Source organism: Arthrobacter sp. 135MFCol5.1, from assembly GCF_000374865.1.
In the GTDB taxonomy this organism is placed as follows: Bacteria; Actinomycetota; Actinomycetes; order Actinomycetales; family Micrococcaceae; genus Arthrobacter.
In genome coordinates this window covers 171,083-188,607 of the sequence record NZ_KB895456.1, presented here as the reverse complement: position 1 = coordinate 188,607, position 17,525 = coordinate 171,083, and the positions used below count along the sequence as shown (strand labels likewise).

16 protein-coding genes and 2 pseudogenes are annotated in these 17,525 nt (G+C 63.7%); 10 read left to right on the top strand and 8 right to left on the bottom strand.

Going from position 1 to position 17,525, the window contains the following annotated elements; all coding sequences use genetic code 11:
• Window positions 1–491: 491 nt before the first annotated feature.
• The gene (locus C563_RS22120; RefSeq protein ID WP_196803327.1) at window positions 492–2,783 is read right to left on the bottom strand and encodes an AAA family ATPase; all 2,292 of its coding nucleotides are present in this window, start codon (window positions 2,781–2,783) and stop codon (window positions 492–494) included.
• Between the two features lie 592 nt (window positions 2,784–3,375).
• Between C563_RS22120 and C563_RS21865 the strand changes: the two genes are divergently transcribed.
• Window positions 3,376–4,452, top strand: coding sequence for a hypothetical protein (locus C563_RS21865; RefSeq protein WP_018762044.1), 1,077 nt, complete (start codon window positions 3,376–3,378; stop codon window positions 4,450–4,452).
• Window positions 4,453–4,649: 197 nt separating this feature from the next.
• Complete coding sequence (locus C563_RS0110675) at window positions 4,650–5,471, top strand: hypothetical protein (protein WP_155845134.1); 822 nt, start codon at window positions 4,650–4,652, stop codon at window positions 5,469–5,471.
• On the opposite strand, the gene C563_RS0110670 is transcribed toward C563_RS0110675, so the two are convergent.
• From C563_RS0110670 to C563_RS21090, 3 genes and pseudogenes are all read right to left on the bottom strand, one after another.
• Window positions 5,451–5,654: a hypothetical protein gene (locus C563_RS0110670; protein WP_018762042.1), complete on the bottom strand. Its 204-nt coding sequence runs from the start codon at window positions 5,652–5,654 to the stop codon at window positions 5,451–5,453. The two genes, C563_RS0110675 and C563_RS0110670, sit on opposite strands and share 21 nt — an antisense overlap.
• A gap of 60 nt (window positions 5,655–5,714) precedes the next feature.
• Window positions 5,715–6,188: a GNAT family N-acetyltransferase gene (locus C563_RS21095; RefSeq protein WP_331271249.1), complete on the bottom strand. Its 474-nt coding sequence runs from the start codon at window positions 6,186–6,188 to the stop codon at window positions 5,715–5,717.
• A 39-nt stretch (window positions 6,189–6,227) separates the two neighbouring features.
• Window positions 6,228–6,831 (bottom strand): annotated as a pseudogene (locus C563_RS21090) (PfkB family carbohydrate kinase).
• Window positions 6,832–6,876: 45 nt separating this feature from the next.
• Here C563_RS21090 and C563_RS21085 point away from each other — a divergent pair.
• Window positions 6,877–7,557: pseudogene (locus tag C563_RS21085) on the top strand (MFS transporter); the annotation flags it as partial.
• A gap of 348 nt (window positions 7,558–7,905) precedes the next feature.
• On the opposite strand, the gene C563_RS0110645 reads toward C563_RS21085, so the two are convergent.
• On the bottom strand, window positions 7,906–9,186 hold the full coding sequence (locus tag C563_RS0110645; protein WP_018762038.1) for a GAF domain-containing protein: 1,281 nt from the start codon (window positions 9,184–9,186) through the stop codon (window positions 7,906–7,908).
• A 167-nt stretch (window positions 9,187–9,353) separates the two neighbouring features.
• Here C563_RS0110645 and C563_RS0110640 point away from each other — a divergent pair, with 167 nt between their 5' ends.
• The 3 genes from C563_RS0110640 to C563_RS0110630 all read left to right on the top strand — a co-directional run bounded on the left by C563_RS0110640 (window position 9,354) and on the right by C563_RS0110630 (window position 13,212).
• Window positions 9,354–11,153 (top strand): NAD(P)/FAD-dependent oxidoreductase, encoded by a 1,800-nt coding sequence (locus C563_RS0110640; RefSeq protein WP_018762037.1) that lies wholly within the window; start codon window positions 9,354–9,356, stop codon window positions 11,151–11,153.
• A 15-nt stretch (window positions 11,154–11,168) separates the two neighbouring features.
• The gene (locus tag C563_RS0110635) at window positions 11,169–12,224 is read left to right on the top strand and encodes a 2,3-butanediol dehydrogenase (protein ID WP_018762036.1); all 1,056 of its coding nucleotides are present in this window, start codon (window positions 11,169–11,171) and stop codon (window positions 12,222–12,224) included.
• Between the two features lie 109 nt (window positions 12,225–12,333).
• Window positions 12,334–13,212 (top strand): class I SAM-dependent methyltransferase, encoded by an 879-nt coding sequence (locus C563_RS0110630; RefSeq protein ID WP_018762035.1) that lies wholly within the window; start codon window positions 12,334–12,336, stop codon window positions 13,210–13,212.
• Between the two features lie 27 nt (window positions 13,213–13,239).
• Here the strand turns inward: C563_RS0110630 and C563_RS0110625 are convergent, their stop codons facing one another.
• Window positions 13,240–13,815, bottom strand: coding sequence for an HNH endonuclease (locus C563_RS0110625; RefSeq protein ID WP_018762034.1), 576 nt, complete (start codon window positions 13,813–13,815; stop codon window positions 13,240–13,242).
• A 194-nt stretch (window positions 13,816–14,009) separates the two neighbouring features.
• Here C563_RS0110625 and C563_RS0110620 point away from each other — a divergent pair, with 194 nt between their 5' ends.
• Window positions 14,010–14,516 carry an SRPBCC family protein gene (locus C563_RS0110620; RefSeq protein WP_018762033.1) on the top strand — a complete coding sequence of 169 codons (507 nt, stop codon included), beginning with the start codon at window positions 14,010–14,012 and terminating at the stop codon, window positions 14,514–14,516.
• The gene (locus tag C563_RS0110615; RefSeq protein ID WP_018762032.1) at window positions 14,513–14,992 is read left to right on the top strand and encodes a nucleoside deaminase; all 480 of its coding nucleotides are present in this window, start codon (window positions 14,513–14,515) and stop codon (window positions 14,990–14,992) included. Before C563_RS0110620 ends, C563_RS0110615 begins: the two co-directional genes overlap by 4 nt.
• A 30-nt stretch (window positions 14,993–15,022) precedes the next feature.
• Here C563_RS0110615 and C563_RS0110610 read toward each other — a convergent pair whose 3' ends face one another.
• Window positions 15,023–15,325, bottom strand: a complete 303-nt coding sequence (locus C563_RS0110610; protein WP_018762031.1) for a YciI-like protein — start codon at window positions 15,323–15,325, stop codon at window positions 15,023–15,025.
• 82 nt (window positions 15,326–15,407) lie between these two features.
• Window positions 15,408–16,076, bottom strand: a complete 669-nt coding sequence (locus tag C563_RS0110605) for a TetR/AcrR family transcriptional regulator (protein WP_018762030.1) — start codon at window positions 16,074–16,076, stop codon at window positions 15,408–15,410.
• Between the two features lie 98 nt (window positions 16,077–16,174).
• Here C563_RS0110605 and C563_RS0110600 point away from each other — a divergent pair, with 98 nt between their 5' ends.
• Together C563_RS0110600 and C563_RS0110595 are read left to right on the top strand one after the other, a co-directional pair.
• Window positions 16,175–16,624, top strand: coding sequence for a nuclear transport factor 2 family protein (locus tag C563_RS0110600; protein ID WP_018762029.1), 450 nt, complete (start codon window positions 16,175–16,177; stop codon window positions 16,622–16,624).
• The gene (locus C563_RS0110595) at window positions 16,621–17,511 is read left to right on the top strand and encodes an SDR family oxidoreductase (RefSeq protein WP_018762028.1); all 891 of its coding nucleotides are present in this window, start codon (window positions 16,621–16,623) and stop codon (window positions 17,509–17,511) included. The genes C563_RS0110600 and C563_RS0110595 overlap by 4 nt, the downstream gene beginning before the upstream one ends.
• Window positions 17,512–17,525: the final 14 nt, after the last annotated feature.

Sequence of the window (17,525 nt, the reverse complement as noted above, 5' to 3'; positions counted from 1 at the left end):
GAAAAAGTCTGCCGCGTTGCTGTGATTTTAGCCAGATTGAAATTTAGGAGGTAAACATCCTCCCGTGATGACTAATCGGCGTCTCGCGCTACTGGTCCAAAGTCTGGATGGGCTACGACGCGACGAATCCGCCAGTTTTATAGATAGTTTCCGATTATCCGATATTTTTGAATTCGGCTTGAAGAATCGTCAATCAATTGAGTTCAAAATTCGTGGGGCCAGGCATCGAGGTGTGACTATAAGAGCTGGCGTCCTTTGATAATCGTTGAAAGTTCCATTCCTGCTGTCACTGGCGCCCGAAAGCCAGGGGGAGTTAGTCGGGGACGATATCAAATGCGCATCGCACTAAAATGACGGTCCGACGCCTCTTACAAGGCAATGCCAGGAGTGCCCGTGTGGCGTTGAACCCACTGGTGCTGGCGTCCCAAGGCCGGGCGTGAGCGCTAAAAGAGATGAAGGGCCTCCTTTAGCATTCGCCTCAGAAAAGCGGGTTACTCGACGAGGTCCACATCTTCAGCGCGATTTCGTCCCTCTTCTTGTGTAAGCCGAAAGGTGACGCCGAGACCAGGTGTAAGACTGGCAAAAATTACGCCGCTCGCAAGGCCTGAACGATGGAAATATACGTTTTCGTCGTATCCTGCCGATTGTATAAATCCATATCCCCGATTAATGCTCAGTATTGTACCAAATAACCGGCGCGCATCCTGATCGGAGGTCGATCCCTCCGTAATCGAGTCCTCTAAGTTCAATACTGCCTTCGAAAGTTTCGTGATCGCATAACCGCAATTAGGGTTACCTGCCACCTTGTGTACTGTGTGGCTAAACACGTGCCATTTGTCGGAAATTCGCAATTGGGTGAGGCGGGCGCGCAATTTGTCATGGAAATCATCCGCAGCATCTACTTCGTGCCCACCCTCCGTCGCTTGGTGTAGGTACTTAAGTGCGGAAGCGGCAGCCTCGCAGGCTACGTCGCGCAACTTCTTATCTGATGATCCTTTGAATATCTCATCGGAGGCCAGCTCGTATCCGCATATCGCGTCAAACGCGGCTTGAACAGGATTCTTTGCAGCGGCACTTGCAGATTCGGCTCGTCGGCAATAGGCATCAGCTAGCGCTGTAACTGCGATTATTCTCATGCGTCCCTCAGCGGCAGAGACTGAACTCTCTAAATAGGCGATGCCCTCGTCATACTGCTCGTTCCAAACGAGCGCGGAACCAAGGCTATGTGCCGTGTCGGGAAGGTTCAAGCCGGCGTGAGCTCGGCGGGCATAGGGTATTGCAGCGGTGACTTCCATCATATTTCTAGCCAGATGACCTGCTAGAAAGTGGGAGACAATCGACTTATGGTCCTCGGTCTCGGCTAATTCGAGTGCTGTGAGATAGCTCTCACGGGCGGCTAGCTTGTTGCCAGAGATAGCTTCTATGAATCCTTCAACCCGATGAACTTCCCAGAATTCGGGATTGAGGTTCTTGGCTTCTTGGACGAGGCTAGTGGCAGTTGAGTAAGATCCTTTATGCATGGCAGTCAGGGCCCTTCTCAAAATCTGGGCCGTGGGAGCATCAGTCTCGACTCTGATACGGACGGCGTTAGGTCCAAGCTCACGCCTAGCGGTGTCGTTAGTTCTTTCCTCTTCAGCTTTCAAGAAAGCAGACTCGTTACGCTGCACGAGCTCTCGAATAGGCTCGTTTCTTGGGACCATCGAAGATGCGTAATTGCGTGCCGTCTCAGTGAGCTCTACGACCGTAACCATGGCGGAATCTCCCGATATACGAGAGCGTACTAGAGAGCCTCGCGCTAATTCACGCAATGAGGCGGTTGTTCGGTCAACAGTGCGGTTCAGCATTAATACCAGGTCGTCTGGAGTGACTGGTCGCCTTAGTGCTTCCATAGCGATGAAGACATCGCGAGCATCGCGGGAAAGGTTTTGATAAACCGACTCAACGCAGTAGGTCAGAAGTTCGTCTTGATGTCTGATCAGCTCAATCGGGTTCCGGCCAGCTTCCGTTGCAAGAATGAACCAGCGAATAGCTAGGGGCGAACATCTCAACTTCTCAATCATTTGTACACGGGCAGTTCCGCTTAGCGAGGCAAGGACTTGGACATCCCGAAATCGAATCAGCTGGTTGAATAGCGCCAAAGCGTCCTTTTGGGGAAGCGGTCCTATCTGGACTCGCCGCTCCAGCTGACCAATCCCTTCTCGACTGGTCACCAAGAATGTTGCTTCATCCGGCAGCTCCTCGTAAAGGTTAACGAAGTCGTCCCCACTTATTGTCTCTAAATTATCGATGATGATGAGAGGGTGAGAGCCTTCTAGGGCAGAACTAAGTTCCTTGATCCCGCCTCGAAAGTCGCTGCGCGATCCGACTCCCAGTTCAGTGGCTACTCCAGTAAGAGAAGTAGCGGCATCATGCAATGTCTGGACACCAGCACCCGTAAGACGTTCAGTCTTCAATGATGCCCAGAGGATCAAGTCAAACGGTTCCTCAGGGTCGTCAAGGATGGAATATGCTACCTCGACAGCGAGTGCCGTCTTCCCAATGCCTCCCTCACCACACAGAGTTATTACAGGATCGCGCTTTCTCTTTAGTGCGGCGCATATCCTCTTCACCTCAGTATCGCGACCGAGAAGTCCGGTTTCGTCGTATTCAGCTTGAGGTAGATTGTGCCGTATCTTGTCTGGAATTGGCTTCAGCGCACCTTCGGGGAGCCAAGAACTGTCCTGGCGGAGTGCGTCCAGTATCTTTGCAGTTCTTTTCCAGTAGCGACGATCGAACTTCGTCATGCAGGACCTGATGGAGTCGAAATCGCCCGGGGCCAAAGGACGACTGTGCATAACTCGGTGACGTATAGGCACGATACTGTCCAGTTCTGACGTCAGCTCTCTGACTTGCCGAGACAGCTCCTGTGGCAAAAACCTACGATGCGTATTCAACAGGTCATATGCTTGGCGCAGGTCCAGGTAGTCCACTAGACCGACCTCAGCTCCCGCAGGGTCTGCTGCACGCTTTGCCAAGAGGGGCGCGAGAAGCGTGGTGAAAACGAGCTCATCGCTGTTCAGCTCAGTGACGATGAAGCGCGCAATGATGTCTCGCACATCTCTCTCGTATGCGTCGACTAGCGCGTATATCTGTTGAGAACTCACATTGACCCCTAACTCCCGAACTAATTTGTGGAGCTCGTTCCAAACACTATGTGAGTGTAACTCTGTGTTGAACGTGACTTGGCACGTGAGTGTCGGGCGGTCGGAGGGCACCGTTTGCTTCTGCCTATCACGACACGAACGGCGTCCACAGGGGCTGTATCGGAGTGGTAAGGCTACAGAGGCCTCCACATACTAAGCTTGAACCAAATTCTTGGTCTACTAGGGGTGGGATGTGCCCAAATTTAGCTTCATCGACGTCAAAGATTTGCAGTTCGACTCGGATAACCCACGATTTCCTAAATCAGTGGACGGGTCCGATCTGGCCACGGTACTCGATTTTATGTTGGAGGACGCCAATCTCATAGATCTTATGCGTTCGATTGCTGTCCAAAATTTCTTCCCTGGCGAACCTCTTTTGGTTTGTCCTGATCCCTCCGGCGGTGAGAAACGGACCGTAGTGGAAGGTAATAGGCGATTGGCTGCGACTCGCTTGTTACTACAGCCGGAACTTGCACCCACCAGAAGTGTCACTGTACGCACCGTAGCGGAGACTGCGGAGTATAAACCAGAGCAACTTCCTTGTTTGGAGTTTGAAACCCGGGACGAGATTCTGGAGCATCTCGGTTACCGTCATGTGACGGGCATCAAGGAATGGGATCCCCTGGCTAAGGCAAGGTATCTGAAGCAACGTTTTGATGAGACTACGGGCGACCTGGGGGAGAGGTTCAAGCGCCTGGCTAGGAGTATCGGGAGCCGGAGTGATTACGTCGGACGTTTACTGACTGCGTTGGCCATATACGAAGTAATTGAGGATTCAAACTATTACGGCGTAGAAAATTTGAATGAGAGCTCTTTAGACTTTTCGTTGTTATCTTCAGTATTGGCATACGACAAAATAGTGCAGTTCCTAGAGTTGCAATCGGCGCAAAGCCCAGATTTGTCAGGTTTGAACAATGATGCCCTTGGATGGCTAACAAGGTGGGTATTCTCAAAGGGCGTATCGGGTCGATCAGTTCTGGGCGAGTCGCGAAACATCCGGTTGCTTGCGGATGTTGTGTCGCATCCTCGGTCCCTTGACGCACTGAAGAACGGCCAGACGTTGGGGCTGGCTGCAAAGTTGAGTGGTGCTGCCACGGACAACTTCAAGGTTGCAATTGCTGCAGCGAGGGAGAACGTGTCGCTTGCGCATAACTACATTGATGATCTTGATGAGGTTCTAATCACTGACCATACAGCTGTTGATGAGCTGTTCACGGATGTCAAGGGGCTTCGTCAGGCCCTCCGGAACCGTGCGGATGGAGACGATTAGAGTTGTTGGGAGGTTTGCATCGTCTGCCGGGATCACCTCAATTGCATCGCTGGGCGGACTGGGCGGAGCTACTATGCCTGACTTCGGACTCCGGTGTTCTCTCAGTAGCCGAGCTGGCGGAAGCAGCACGACGAAGGAACGACGTTCGTTCGGATGAGAGCAGTGACGAGTCCGAGGACGCCGACACGACGGAGGACGTGAGTGGTGACTCCGAGGCCGAGCTTAATGACGCTCAGCGAGCTCGAGCTGCTGAAGTCTTTGAGTATCTGCAAGAACGCGAGAGGGTCTATGGGGCGGCTTATCCGTTCTATTTGAACCAGCGTCGCCTGTACTTGACAGACATTAGCGACAGCAGGAGCCTCTATCTCTTCCTGTTGCACTGCTCGGTTTTGCGGTATGTGCCCTCTGCGGCGGATAGGACTCGGCTGACTGCTCGCTTTGAGGAACTTTCGCTTGAGGTTCTTAGGGCACTGATGCCCCCGGCAGCGCAAGTCCATTTGTTCGGGAAGAATGCCGAGATGCAAAACGGACGTTATGCGGGCCAACTGGCCGACAAACTTGACCGTCTCGTTAGTGACCTGGGCGAACAAGCGCGTTTTGACAAGACGGACTTTGGCCCCAAGGACTTTGGGGACAACGGCCTAGACCTGGTTGCTTGGGTGCCTATGGGGGATGAACTCAACGGGCGCCCTGTCGTCTTCGGTCAGTGCGCCTGCACGCCGCAATGGGTAAGTAAACAGCACACCTCTAGTGGTGCTGCTTTTAATGAAGTCATGAGCCAGACAGTAGATCCTCTCAACATGTGCTTTATACCTTTCGATTTTCGGAGGGCGGATGGCGCCTGGTACAAGCGGCCCTCGATCCACCGCTCTATTCCAGTGGACCGGCGCCGACTGATGTCTTTGAGCGGAGTCGTCAAGGACGGCGTAATCAACGAGTTAACAGCCTCCGACTGGGCAGAAAAGCTTGATTATGCTGCACTCAACTCCAGCCGCGGCTTAGCCGGTAAAGATCTGTAACGGAAGGACCCGACAGGGGGCCGCTGCCCAGGTGGACTTGAGGCCCCGCGAATTCAGCAGCAGATTACGGCGGATGATGGACGAGGGCACCTCGAACCGGGCAGAGAGCTCCTTCACGAAGGCCAGGCCGGTGGTCACGTCAAGGTGGTAGATCTCCTCGCGTCGCGCGTTTGCGCTGAGCATTCCCGGTCTCCTTCCCGTGGCAGTGGGAACCACGCAAGTTCGGATAGGGCTCCAACAGGCTCAGCCGGCGAGCTCCAGCCTGAATACCCACAGCAGCACGTCCTCGGCCGGCACGCACCAGTCCCGTTCCGGTGCGCGGCGAAAGCCCAGAGACTCATACAGAGTGTGGGCGCGCTCCATGAACGTGGCGCTGGTGATGCTGATCGCCTCGACGCCGGGTAGCTGCCGGGCGTGCTTCACGATCTCGCGCACCACGGCCCGGCCCACGCCGCCGCCCTGGTGCGCCGGGTCCACGGCCAGCATCCGGAACTCCAGTTCCCCGTCCCGCGCAATCTCGCTGCACGGCCGGCCAGCGAACGTCAGCGCCACGGCCGCCACCACCTTCCCCGCGGCCTCCGCCACCCACACCTCTGCATGCTCGGCACGGTGCTCCACGTCCTCCAGCACGCTCATGTACGGATGGTCGGCCGCAAAGTGCCCCGCCCGGAGGTACGCGTCGCGGGTGATGCGGCGGAAAATCGGGAAAGTCCGCAACCACCGCCCGCCGGAAGATAACAGCCAACGGCAGCGCATTCACGAGGAAGCGCCTGTAGCGGCAGCCGTCCGCTCCACGTAGTGGCCCAGCTGTGCCAAATCCGGCTGCGAAGACGGATCACCTACGGCATCAGCACCAACAGCATTCGCCACAGCCAGGGCCCGGCCATAGTCCAGCAAGAAACCCCGCGCCTTTCGGGCGGTCTCCAGCACCACGTCCAGGCCCACTTCCAGCTGGCACAGCACCGTCTCCTCCGGGCCGAACTCCACCCCGTCCAGCGACAGGTGGGAGTTGGCGCCCGGGCACACGACGATCTGGTTCTCGCCGTCGCGGTCCACCGCGATCAGCGCCGTCCCGGGTCGGCTCCGGCAGGACCGCAACGTGGGAGGCGTCCACGCCGGCGGCTGCCAGGGCGTCCAGCATCCGCTGACCGGACGCGTCCTTGCCGACGGCGCCGACCATCCGGGCGCTGCCGCCCAGCCGGGCTGCGGCCGCGGCCTGGTTGGCGCCCTTCCCGCCGGGCTGCTCGGACAGGATGGCGCCGCAGATGGTTTCACCCGCCGTCGGATTCCGCTCAGCGGTGGCGATCAGGTCCAAGTTGATGCTGCCGACCGCGGTGACGGCAGGACGTGTTGTGTTCATGGGAGCCAAAGACGATCCCCTTCTGCTCGAACAAAGGAGTTTGATATGAACACCCCGACCCCCGCAGCAGCCGCGCCGCTCGCGCAAGGAGGCGCCGCCGTCGTACTTCCCGCCGGCGACGCCGCGGCCAGGCTCTCCGGCCGCCGCGCCGCCCTGCTGATCTCCACCCTGCTGCTGGGCGTGCTGTCCTTCCAACTTAACGCCAGCATGGTCACCCCCGCGCTGCCGCAGATCGCCGCGAGCTTCGGCGAAAGCGCGGACAGCGCCGCCCCCGTCCAATCCATGTTCTTCCTGGCCGGCGCCATCGCCGGGCCCGTGATCGGCCGGTGGAGCGACTTCATCGGCCGCCGCGCCGCGCTGCTGCTGGTCCTGGGCATCATGGGCGCCGGCACCATCCTCTGCATCGCCGCGCCCACCCTGCCGCTGCTGGTCATCGGCCGGTTCCTGCAGGGCGTCTCCAGCGCCGTGTTCGCGCTGGCCTACATCGTGCTCAGCGAAAACCTGCAGGCCAGGGTCTTCGGCACCTCCGTGGGCATCATCGCCGCCATCAACGGCGGGATCGGCGGCGTGGACGGCTACGCGGGCGGACTCATGGCCGAGACCCTCGGCTTCCGGTCCATATTCGTCATGGTCCTCGTCCTCACCGCCATCGCCGCTCTCTGCATCCTCCGCTTGGTGCCCGCCGGCCCGCCCGCCGGCATCCGCGGCGCGATGGACTGGTGGGGCTTCACCTCGAGCGTCTGGCGGGCGCCGGCGAGAACCTTATCAAAGGGGCGGATGCGTTGGATGCCGATGTGGGGGAGTGTGTCCGAGATGAAGCGTCCGACGCCGCGGTGCGCCCCCTTGAGACCGTCCTCTTCGAGGAGCATGAGGGCTCCGCGGAGACCATGGTGCTGACCTTTATGTCGGCGCCGAATTCGGTCTCAGGGGGATCATGGAGTCGGGAGTCAGGAGGCCGTCGCGGATGTCCTCGGCAATCCCGCGAATAAAGGGGCACGCACAGCGGTGGGCCGGGCTGGGCGGCCACCGGCTCCTTTTATCAGCAGTCTTCTACTGACCTCAGGGTCCGCCACTTCAACTGGCGGAGGATGCGCGAAACGTTTGGTACCGGGCATTGGCGCGTCCCACAAGTTGGCCGAAGGCTTCCACCGCCTCAGAATCCCTGGCTCCCATGTCCGTGGACAGCCACCGCACCAACATCCCAGCGTCCCCGCTGCCCCGCACCGCCGCACCAACGGCCAGGTCCAGCTGGTCCCGCAGCAGCTGCACCGCCAGGACGCCGGACCGGCTGAGCAGGGGAGCGGTGTACGCCTCCAGCGCCTGAGCCACCTGGCCTTCGCGCAGCAGCCGCAGCACCCTCCCCGAGTCCGTGCAACCGGCCAAACCTGCAGCAAGCCGGTACGGGTTCGACTCCACCGCGTCGCCCAGCATCGACCGGACCCGGAACATCTCCGTCCGGATGGCCTGCGGCGTGCCTGCGTCGCCGTGCAGTTCATAGGCCAGTTCCTCGGCGCTCCACCCTTGCGACCGGGAATCCAACAGCGCCAGGATCTCCGCCCGGCGCAGCGTTAGCGGTACCCGGCTCCCGTCGGCAAGCACCGCGGCAGGCCGGTCACCCAGCAGCTCCAGCGACGAAACCGCACCGCCAGGAAGCCGGACACTCTGCCGCGACGCACGAACGGAAGACGACACACCCAAGGAGGCGCCGCCGTCGGACGTTCCCAGCAGCGATTCCGCCACCCGGACCGCGCACCGCACCATCCGCAGCGTGTCCGCGCTGATGGTGTCCAGCGGCCCGGAGACGTCGAGCACCCCCAGCAGCGCACCTGTCAGAGGGTCCGTGATGGGCGCCGCCGTGCAGGCCCAGTCGTGGTGGGTGCGGACCAGGTGCTCGGCGGAGAACAGCTGCACCGGCCCGCCCGTCACCAGCGCCTCGCTGATGGCGTTGGTGCCGATCCCCGCCTCGGACCAGTCCGCCCCCTCGGAAAACTCCAGCCGGTCCGCCCGCCGCAGCACCTCCCGGCTGCCCACACGCCACAGGATCTCGCCGCCGGCATCGGTGAGCACCAGCAGGTGCCGGCCGGAACTGGAATCGTCGGCCAGCAGGTCCTTCAGCGCCGGCATCACCCGCTGCAGCCGGTGCTCCCGCCGCAGCTGGTGCACCTCGGACGGGTCGTGCAGGTGCCGCGGGCTGTGCTGGTCCGGGCTGATGCCCAGCGCCATGGACCGCCGCCACGACTCCGCCAGCGGCACGGGGATCTCCGGCCGCGGGACACCCGAAATGACCAGCTCGTGTGCGCGGCGGAGGGCACGCGCGTACTTCGCCGGGTCCGAGAACCTCAGGCCGTAGTCCACCGTCTCCTCCTCACCGCCGGCGTCCTTGCCCGCAGTGCCCGTGTAACGCGCTTGTTACCCCCGCCGCGTTCCAATAGTGATGCAGCTCACGCCCGCCCCAGCATACCGCAGGGACTCCGGCGGGAGCCGCCCGGACCACCTGAGGGACCGCACACAAAGGAGTGGAGATGACCGAAACACCCACCGCCGCCGCGCAGGCCTGGCTGGCCAGCCTGGACGGGGCGCTGCAGCGGCGCGACGTGGACGCCGCGCTGGACCTCTTCGAGGAGCACAGCTACTGGCGCGACTTCGTGGCATTCACTTGGAACCTGAAAACACTGGAAGGCAAGGCGGACATCCGCCGCATGCTCGAGGCGACGCTGGACCACGTCCAGCCCGCCAACTGGGCGCTCGCCGAGGACGCCACGGGCAGCGCCGATCCAGATGGAACCGTGGAAGCCTGGATCACGTTCGAGACCGGCGCCGCCCGCGGCTACGGCCATCTCCGGCTGCGGAACGGCAAATGCTGGACGCTGCTCACCACCATGCAGGAGCTGAAGGGCTTCGAGGAGAAGAAGGGCCCGCGCCGCGAACAGGGCGTGGCGCACGAAATCGTCCGCGGCCGCCGCTCTTGGAAGGAACTCAAGGAGGAGCAGGCGGCGCGGCTCGGCTACGAGGAGCAGCCCTACTGCGTGATCATCGGCGGCGGGCAGGGCGGCATCGGCCTCGCAGCGCGGCTCAAGCGGTTGGGCGTGCCCACCATCGTGATCGAGAAGAACCAGAACCCGGGCGACTCCTGGCGCAACCGCTACAAGTCCCTGCACCTGCACGACCCCGTCTGGTACGACCACCTGCCGTACCTGAAGTTCCCGGACGACTGGCCCGTCTTCGCCGCCAAGGACAAGATCGGCGACTGGCTGGAGCACTACACCCGCATCATGGAGCTGAACTACTGGTCCGGCACCGAGTGCGTGGGCGCGGAGTACGACGACGGCTCGCAGGAATGGGCGGTCAGCGTCCTCCGCAACGGGTCGCCTGTGACGTTGCGGCCCAAGCAGCTGGTCTTCGCCCTGGGCGTCTCCGGCTACCCGAACATCCCCGCGTTCGACGGCGCGCAGTCCTTCCTGGGGGAGCAGCGGCACTCCTCGCAGCACCCCGGCGGCGGGGACTGGACCGGGAAGAAGGCCGTGGTGATCGGCTCCAACAACTCAGCGCACGATATCTGCGCCGACCTCTGGGAGCACGGCGCCGACGTCACTATGGTGCAGCGCTCCTCCACGCACATCGCCCGTAGCGAATCCCTGATGGACCTGGCCCTCGGGGACCTGTACTCGGAGAAGGCCCTGGCCAACGGCGTGACCACGGAGAAGGCCGACCTGCTCTTCGCGTCCCTGCCGTACCGGATCCTGCCCGAGGCACAGGTGCCTGTGTACCAGGAGATGGCCCGGCGGGACGCGGACTTCTACTCGCAGCTGGAGGCCGCGGGGTTCGAACTGGACTTCGGCGTGGACGGGTCCGGGCTGTTCCTGAAGTACCTGCGGCGCGGCTCCGGCTACTACATCGACGTCGGCGCCTCCCAGCTGATCATCGACGGCCGGGTGAAGCTGAAGAACGGGCAGGTTTCCAAGATCACCGGCAACGCCGTGGTGATGGACGACGGCACCGAGCTGGAGGCCGACCTCATCGTGTACGCCACCGGCTATGGGTCCATGAACGGGTGGCTGTCGGACCTGGTCTCGCCCGAGATCGCGGACCGAGTGGGCAAATGTTGGGGATACGGCTCAGACACGCCAAAAGACCCTGGTCCGTGGGAGGGGGAGCTGCGCAATATGTGGAAACCAACCAACGTCCCCAACCTCTGGATCCACGGCGGCAACCTGCACCAGAGCCGGCACTACTCCTCCTACCTGGCCCTGCAGCTCAAGGCCCGGATGGAGGGGCTGGAGACACCGGTGTACGAACTGCAGCCCAGCCACCACACCCGCTAAAGGAAGAACCCCATCATGAAGGCAGCACGATTCCACGCCCGCAAGGACATCCGCATCGAGGACATCCCGGAACCCGAACTCCGCGCCGGTGCCGTGAAGATCGACGTCGCGTGGTGCGGCATCTGCGGCACAGACCTGCACGAGTACCTGGAAGGGCCCATCTTCTGCCCGGCACCCGGGCACCCGCACCCGCTCTCCCACGAGGAATCACCGGTGACCCTGGGGCACGAATTCTCCGGGACCGTCTCCGAGGTGGGCGAAGGGGTGACGGGCCTGGCGAAGGGGGACAACGTCGTCGTCGAACCCTATTTCGTGGACGGGACCTGCGAAATGTGCCAGGCCGGCAGCTACCACCTGTGCCGGCAAATGGGCTTCATCGGGCTGTCCGGCGGCGGGGGAGGGCTGAGCGAGAAGATCGTGGTGGACCAGCGGTGGGTGCACCCCATCGGGGACATCCCGCTCGATGAGGCGGCGCTGATCGAGCCGCTGTCCGTGGCGCACCACGCGGTGGCGCGCAGCGGCGTGAAGGCGGGCGACACGGCGCTGGTGGGCGGCTCCGGGCCCATCGGACTGCTCACCGCGGCGGTGCTGACGGGCATGGGGGTGACCACGATCATCAGCGAGCTCACCCAGGCGCGCAAGGAGAAGGCCACCTCCAGCGGGGTGGCGGACCATGTCCTTGACCCCAGCAAGGAGGACGTCCCGGCGCGGGTGCGGGAGCTCACCGGCGGCACCGGGGCCGACGTCGCCTTCGAATGCGCCGGCGTGAACGCGGTGCTGGACACCATGCTCGACGCGGTCCGGCCCGGCGCCGTGGTGGTCAACGTGTCCATCTGGGGCGCGCCCGCCACCGTCGACATGCAGAAGATCGTGCTCAAGGAAATCGACCTGCGCGGCACCATCGCCTACGTCCGAGACCACCCCGCCGTGATCAAGATGGTGCAGGAGGGCAAGGTGGACCTCAAGCCGTTCATCACCGGCCGGATCGCGCTTGAGGACCTGGTGGAGCAGGGCTTCGACACCCTCATCAACCACAAGGACACGGCGGTGAAGGTGCTGGTACACCCGTAGGGGCCGGCGGGCGGGTGCCCGGCATGGGAGGAAGGACGACGGCGGGACGCAAGTGCCGCCGTCGTCCTTCCCCTTCCTTCGCTGCGGAGCGCCGTTGTAGGGTCGGGGCGTGATCGTCCCCGATATCTCCCAGGACGCCGTGGCCGTGGCGGATCACTACGACGAGCTTGATCCCGTCTACCGCCGGGTGTGGGGCGAGCATGTCCACCACGGGCTGTGGACGACCGGCCGCGAGACACCTGCCGAGGCCGTCGAGGCGCTGGTGGACACGGTGGGCGACCGGCTGGGGCTGATGCCGGGCCAGGCGTGCGTGGACATCGGCTGTGGCTATGGCTCCACGGCACGGCGGCTCGCGGTGACGCGCGGGGTTGGCGTCACCGGCTTCACCCTGTCCGCTGAGCAGGCCCAGTATGCCGCCGGGCGCCCAGTACCGGCCGTGGACATCCAGGTCCGCGACTGGCTCGACAACGGGCTGCCCGACGCCTCGGCCGGCGCCGCGTGGGCCATCGAATCGAGCGAGCACATGGTGGACAAACCCAGGTTCTTCGCCGAGGCGCACCGCGTGCTGGCACCCGGCGGCCGGTTCGTCATCTGCGCGTGGCTGGCCGAGACCGATGCGGGCCGTTGGAAAATCCGCCACCTTCTGGAGCCGATCTGCCGCGAAGGGCGCCTCCCCTCGATGGGCACGCGCGAGGAGTATGAGGCAATGGCTATGGCGGCCGGTTTTGAGATCAGCGGTTATGAGGATGTCAGCCGCCGCGTCGCCCGCACCTGGCCGATCTGCGCTCGCCGGCTGGTGAAGGCCCTGCTCGTGGATCCCGAAATGCGCCGGCTGGCCCTTCGCGCCCGCAACCGCGTCTTCGTCCTCAGCATCCCGCGCCTGATCCTGGCCTACCGCGCCGGTGCCATGCGCTACGGGATCTTCACACTCACCAAGGCACCTGGTGGCCACGGGACCCTGGCAAACACCTCAGCCGAAGCCGACTGACCGGAAGCACCCGCTCCGGCCCTGGGCTCAGGGCAGCGGCTGACGCTCGCCCACGCTGACTGAGGCCGACGGCGGAAGGTAGTCACGCCGTCGTCGTTCCATCCGGCGCTGCTGGCCCGGAGACGGGATCCTCGCCCGCTTGGCGCGGTTGCACCTGGCGCACGCGGCAACGAAGTTCTGGAGACTGGTGGAGCCGCCCTTTGACCACGGGTAGAAGTGGTCGCCGTGCTCGGCGGGGCGGCCACAGCGGCGCCCGAAGCCCGCTTCCAGTTCGCACAGGCCGCCGGCCCGGGCCATCCCTTCGCGGCGCTGCTGGCGGGTGAAACGGCGTACCGGATCCCGACGTCGGACATCTTGGCTCGTCGTGACGGCCGCAACGATAGCCAGGACCGCTGCAGCTGCGACCGGAAGCACTGCTGCCGAGCCAACACGGCCGAGAATGCCCTGAAACACGCCAGCGACCCCGGCCACTCCCGCCCCGCTTACCGGCGCCGCCTTCGCCATCAAGCCCGTCAGCACCGAGAAGACGAGCCACAGCAGTACCGCCGAATACGCCAGGCGTAGCCCCTGACGCGTCCAATAGATCCGGCTCAGTTCCGGCATGAATTCCCCCAACTTTTGTCGCTCGGATCCTATGCTCCCGGGTGTCCAGGAAAGCGTATAAGCCGGGTGCACTCCGATCCCTCAGGGTTGGCTCAGTTTTTGCCGAGCTTCCGCGCTGGGTTCTCCTCCTTCCCGGAGCAGTTCCTGGTGCGCAGCCGGCGGCCGGAGAAGTGCCCGTCTGCAAGGATGGAGCCATGAACCAGAGCAGCCCCCGCCAGCACCAGGATTCCGTCACGGTCAACGCATCAGCCGAGGCGCTCTACAGCCTGGTCTCCGACGTCACCCGCACCGGTGAGTGGAGCCCGGTCTGCAAAGCGTGCTGGTGGGACGACGAGACCAGCGCCGGCCACGTCGGCGCGTGGTTCACCGGGCGGAACGAGCTCCCGCACCGGACCTGGGAGACCCGCTCGCAGGTGGTGGCCGCCGAGCCGGGACGCGAGTTCGCCTGGGTGGTGGGCGGCAAATACGTCCGCTGGGGCTTTACCCTCACCCCGGCAGGCACCGGAACCGTCCTGACCGAGTCCTGGGAATTCCTGCCCGAAGGGATCGCCATGTTCGGAGAAAAGTACGGCGCCGACGCAGACGCCCAGATCGCCGACCGCACCCAGCAAGCCCTGGACGGCATCCCGAAAACACTCGAGGCAATCAAACGGATCGCCGAGTCCATCGCCGCACACGACGACATAAGGTCCCCGCGATGACCCACGAACAGCACGAAACCGCCGCGCCGGCACTGGACAGCAACGATCTTTCGGCATTCGAGGCCGCCTACCAGGCCGCGCGGAAGAGCCTGGCCGAAGGCGGCATCCCCATTGGGGCAGCGATCGCCCGGGACGGCGAGGTCTTCGCCAGCGGGCACAACGAACGGGTCCAGAACGCCGATCCGATCGCGCACGGCGAGATGTCAGCGCTCCGCGCCGCCGGCCGGCAGAAGAGCTACCGGGACACCACGCTCTACACCACCTTGGCGCCCTGTGCCATGTGCGCGGGAACCATCATCCAGTTCAAGATCCCCCGCGTGCTGGTGGGGGAGGCGCGCACGTTCGACGGCGAACTGGACCTCCTGCGCGCACGCGGGGTTGAGGTGGTGGTCCTGGATGATCAGCGCTGCGTGGACATGATGCGCTCGTTCCAGTCCGACAAGCCGGAGCTGTGGGCCGAGGACATCGCCGAGTAGGTTCAGGTCAGTGCGGCCAAACAGTCACGTCTACGGGTGGACAGGTGAAGCGGCCTCGTTGCCCAATACCGTGGTCCACGGGCTGGCGGTCCACGACGTCACGACGCCGTTGATGACGTAGGGGTCTGCTTCCGCAAAAGCTTTGGCGGCCTCCAGCGGGTTCTCGCCGGTGAAAATCAACAACCCCTTGAAGGGGCCTTCGCCGGCTGCTCCGCCCAGCAGAAGCTCGCCGCGCTCCACCGCTGCCCACCCCGCCCTGAGATGGTCGGCGCGGTACTGTTCACGGCTCTCAAGATAGTCGTCAGCGTAGGTGTATTCGAGCACGGCGTGCATGCGGGTCTCCGTTCCGGTTAGAGGCTTGCCGAGGTGTAGCAGTAGCCTACGCGCGGTTTCGACAGGCTGGGTTTCGGCAGGCTCAACCACCTGCGGACGGCAGGAGGTTGGCCGCCAGGGTCCTGGCCATGAACGTCCCAAAGCGCTCGGCGCTCCAGCCGCGCTTGAGGACCAGGGTCTCGTAGAGCTCGGCAGAGGTACTCATGAAGAAGACATCGGCCACCTCCTCCGCCGTCAGGTCCGGGCGCAGGAATCCCCGTTTGAGCACCTGGTGCGCGTTGTGCAGCATCCGCCGGTACCGCTCGTCATCCACGTGGCGCAGGAGTGCGGCCATGTCCTGGTCCCCGCTCGACGCGGCGTCCCGGATGAGCAGGTAGACGGGCGAGCCCAGCGGGCTCACTTCGGAAATGAACCGGCCGAACTGCTCCAGAAGCTCGCGGGCATCGACGGCGGTGGCCTGCGCACGGTCCGACCGCTCTTCAGCGGGAGGGCCGCCGGATCCCAGGAGGCTTTGCTCGTAGATGGCCCGGACCAGCCCCGGCTTCCCGCCGAACCCCTTGTACACCGACTCCTTGGACACGCCGGCGGCATGGGAGATGGCGGCGATGGTGGTCCGGCCGTATCCCTTCGCGAGGAACAGCGCCCGCGACTCGGCGAGCACCCGCTTCCTGGACTCCTCGGCCGCCTCCTGCCGGCGGCGGGCGTCGTAGCCGCGGGAGCGGGGTGGCGCACCATTGACCGCGGGTCCCATCGGGCTTAAGCTCCTTGTATCAGTTAGATACAGCTGACTGTATCTAATTCAGCGTACCAGCCTCTCCGCCTCCCGCGACGGAACCTAAGGAGCAGATCATGGACGCTTCAGGAATAGACCGCGTCCCCGAAGGCCCGGTCCGGCGCATGCTGGCCGCGGCCGCCCGCCACGACCTCGAGGACATGGTGTCCCAGTTCGCGGATGACTACCGCAACACCACTCCCGTCCACCCGGCCCGCAGCTTCACCGGCTCCGCCCAGGTCCGGAAGAACTGGGCGGCACTCTTTGCCGGCCTGCCGGACCTCACCCTCACCGTCCATGACGCTGCCACCGGACCGGACGGCAAACTCTGGCTGGAATGGAGCAACCGCGGCACCCGTCCGGACGGATCCGTGCAGCGCGCCGCGGGGGTGGCCATTTTCACCCTCCGCCACGACAAGATCGCCGCAGCCCAGTTCTATCTCGAGCCCGTGGACCAGGACTCCGGCGACGTGAACCAAGCCGTCCGGGTAGCAATCCAGGGCGCTGCGGGAGGTGGCCGGCCATGATCCTGGTGGTCGGCGGCACGGGCCGCCTTGGCCGCGCCGTGGTTCCCCTCCTACTGCAGGCGGGACAGCAGGTCCGTGTCATGGCCCGCGGCACGTCCCAGCCTTTCCCCCAAAAGATGGGCGACGGCGTCGAACTCCTCCGTGGGGACCTCGCCTCGGACACGGACTGCCGGCAAGCGGTGGCGTGCTGCACCGGGGTGGTGTTCGCGGCCTCCGGATGTGGGGCCAAGGACACAAACCCGCGCGCGGTTGACCGCGACGGCGCGGTCCGGCTGATCCGTGCGGCCGCCCAAGCCGGAGCCCGCCACCTGGTGATGATGTCCATGCACGGCGCCGCCCCGGACGGGCCGATTGACTACCTGCGCTGCAAAGCGGCCGCCGAGGATGCGCTCCGTTCATCCGGCATGGACTGGACGGTCATCAGGATGGGGGCGCTCCTGGAACAGCGGCTGGAGATCATGGCGGCCCCGCTTGAATCGAAGGGCAAGGTGCCCGTGTTCGGCTCGGGGTCAGTCCCGGTGACCTATACCTCGGTCCGGGACGCGGCCGCCGTCGTGGTCCGTGCCCTCCGGGACCCTGCGCTGCGGAACCGCGTCGTCGACTGGGGCTCGCAGACGCTCACTGCCAACGAGGTGGCGGAGGCCCTGGTCGCCCGGGCTGGCCGTGGATCGGTCCAACGGATCCCGGCGGCGGCCGTGCGTGTCCTCTCCGTGGCTGCCAGGCCGTTTTCACCGTTCCTGGCCCGGGTGGCGGGCGCCGCGGCCTGGGAGGAATCGGGAGCCGCTTCTTTTGAGTACGCGCCAGCGCGGGCCGAGTTTCCCGACATCCCGGTCACCGGGCTGCAGCAGGTCCTCGAGGTATCAGGCACTCCGGGACCTTTGGCGTAGCCGCCTACCAGGCC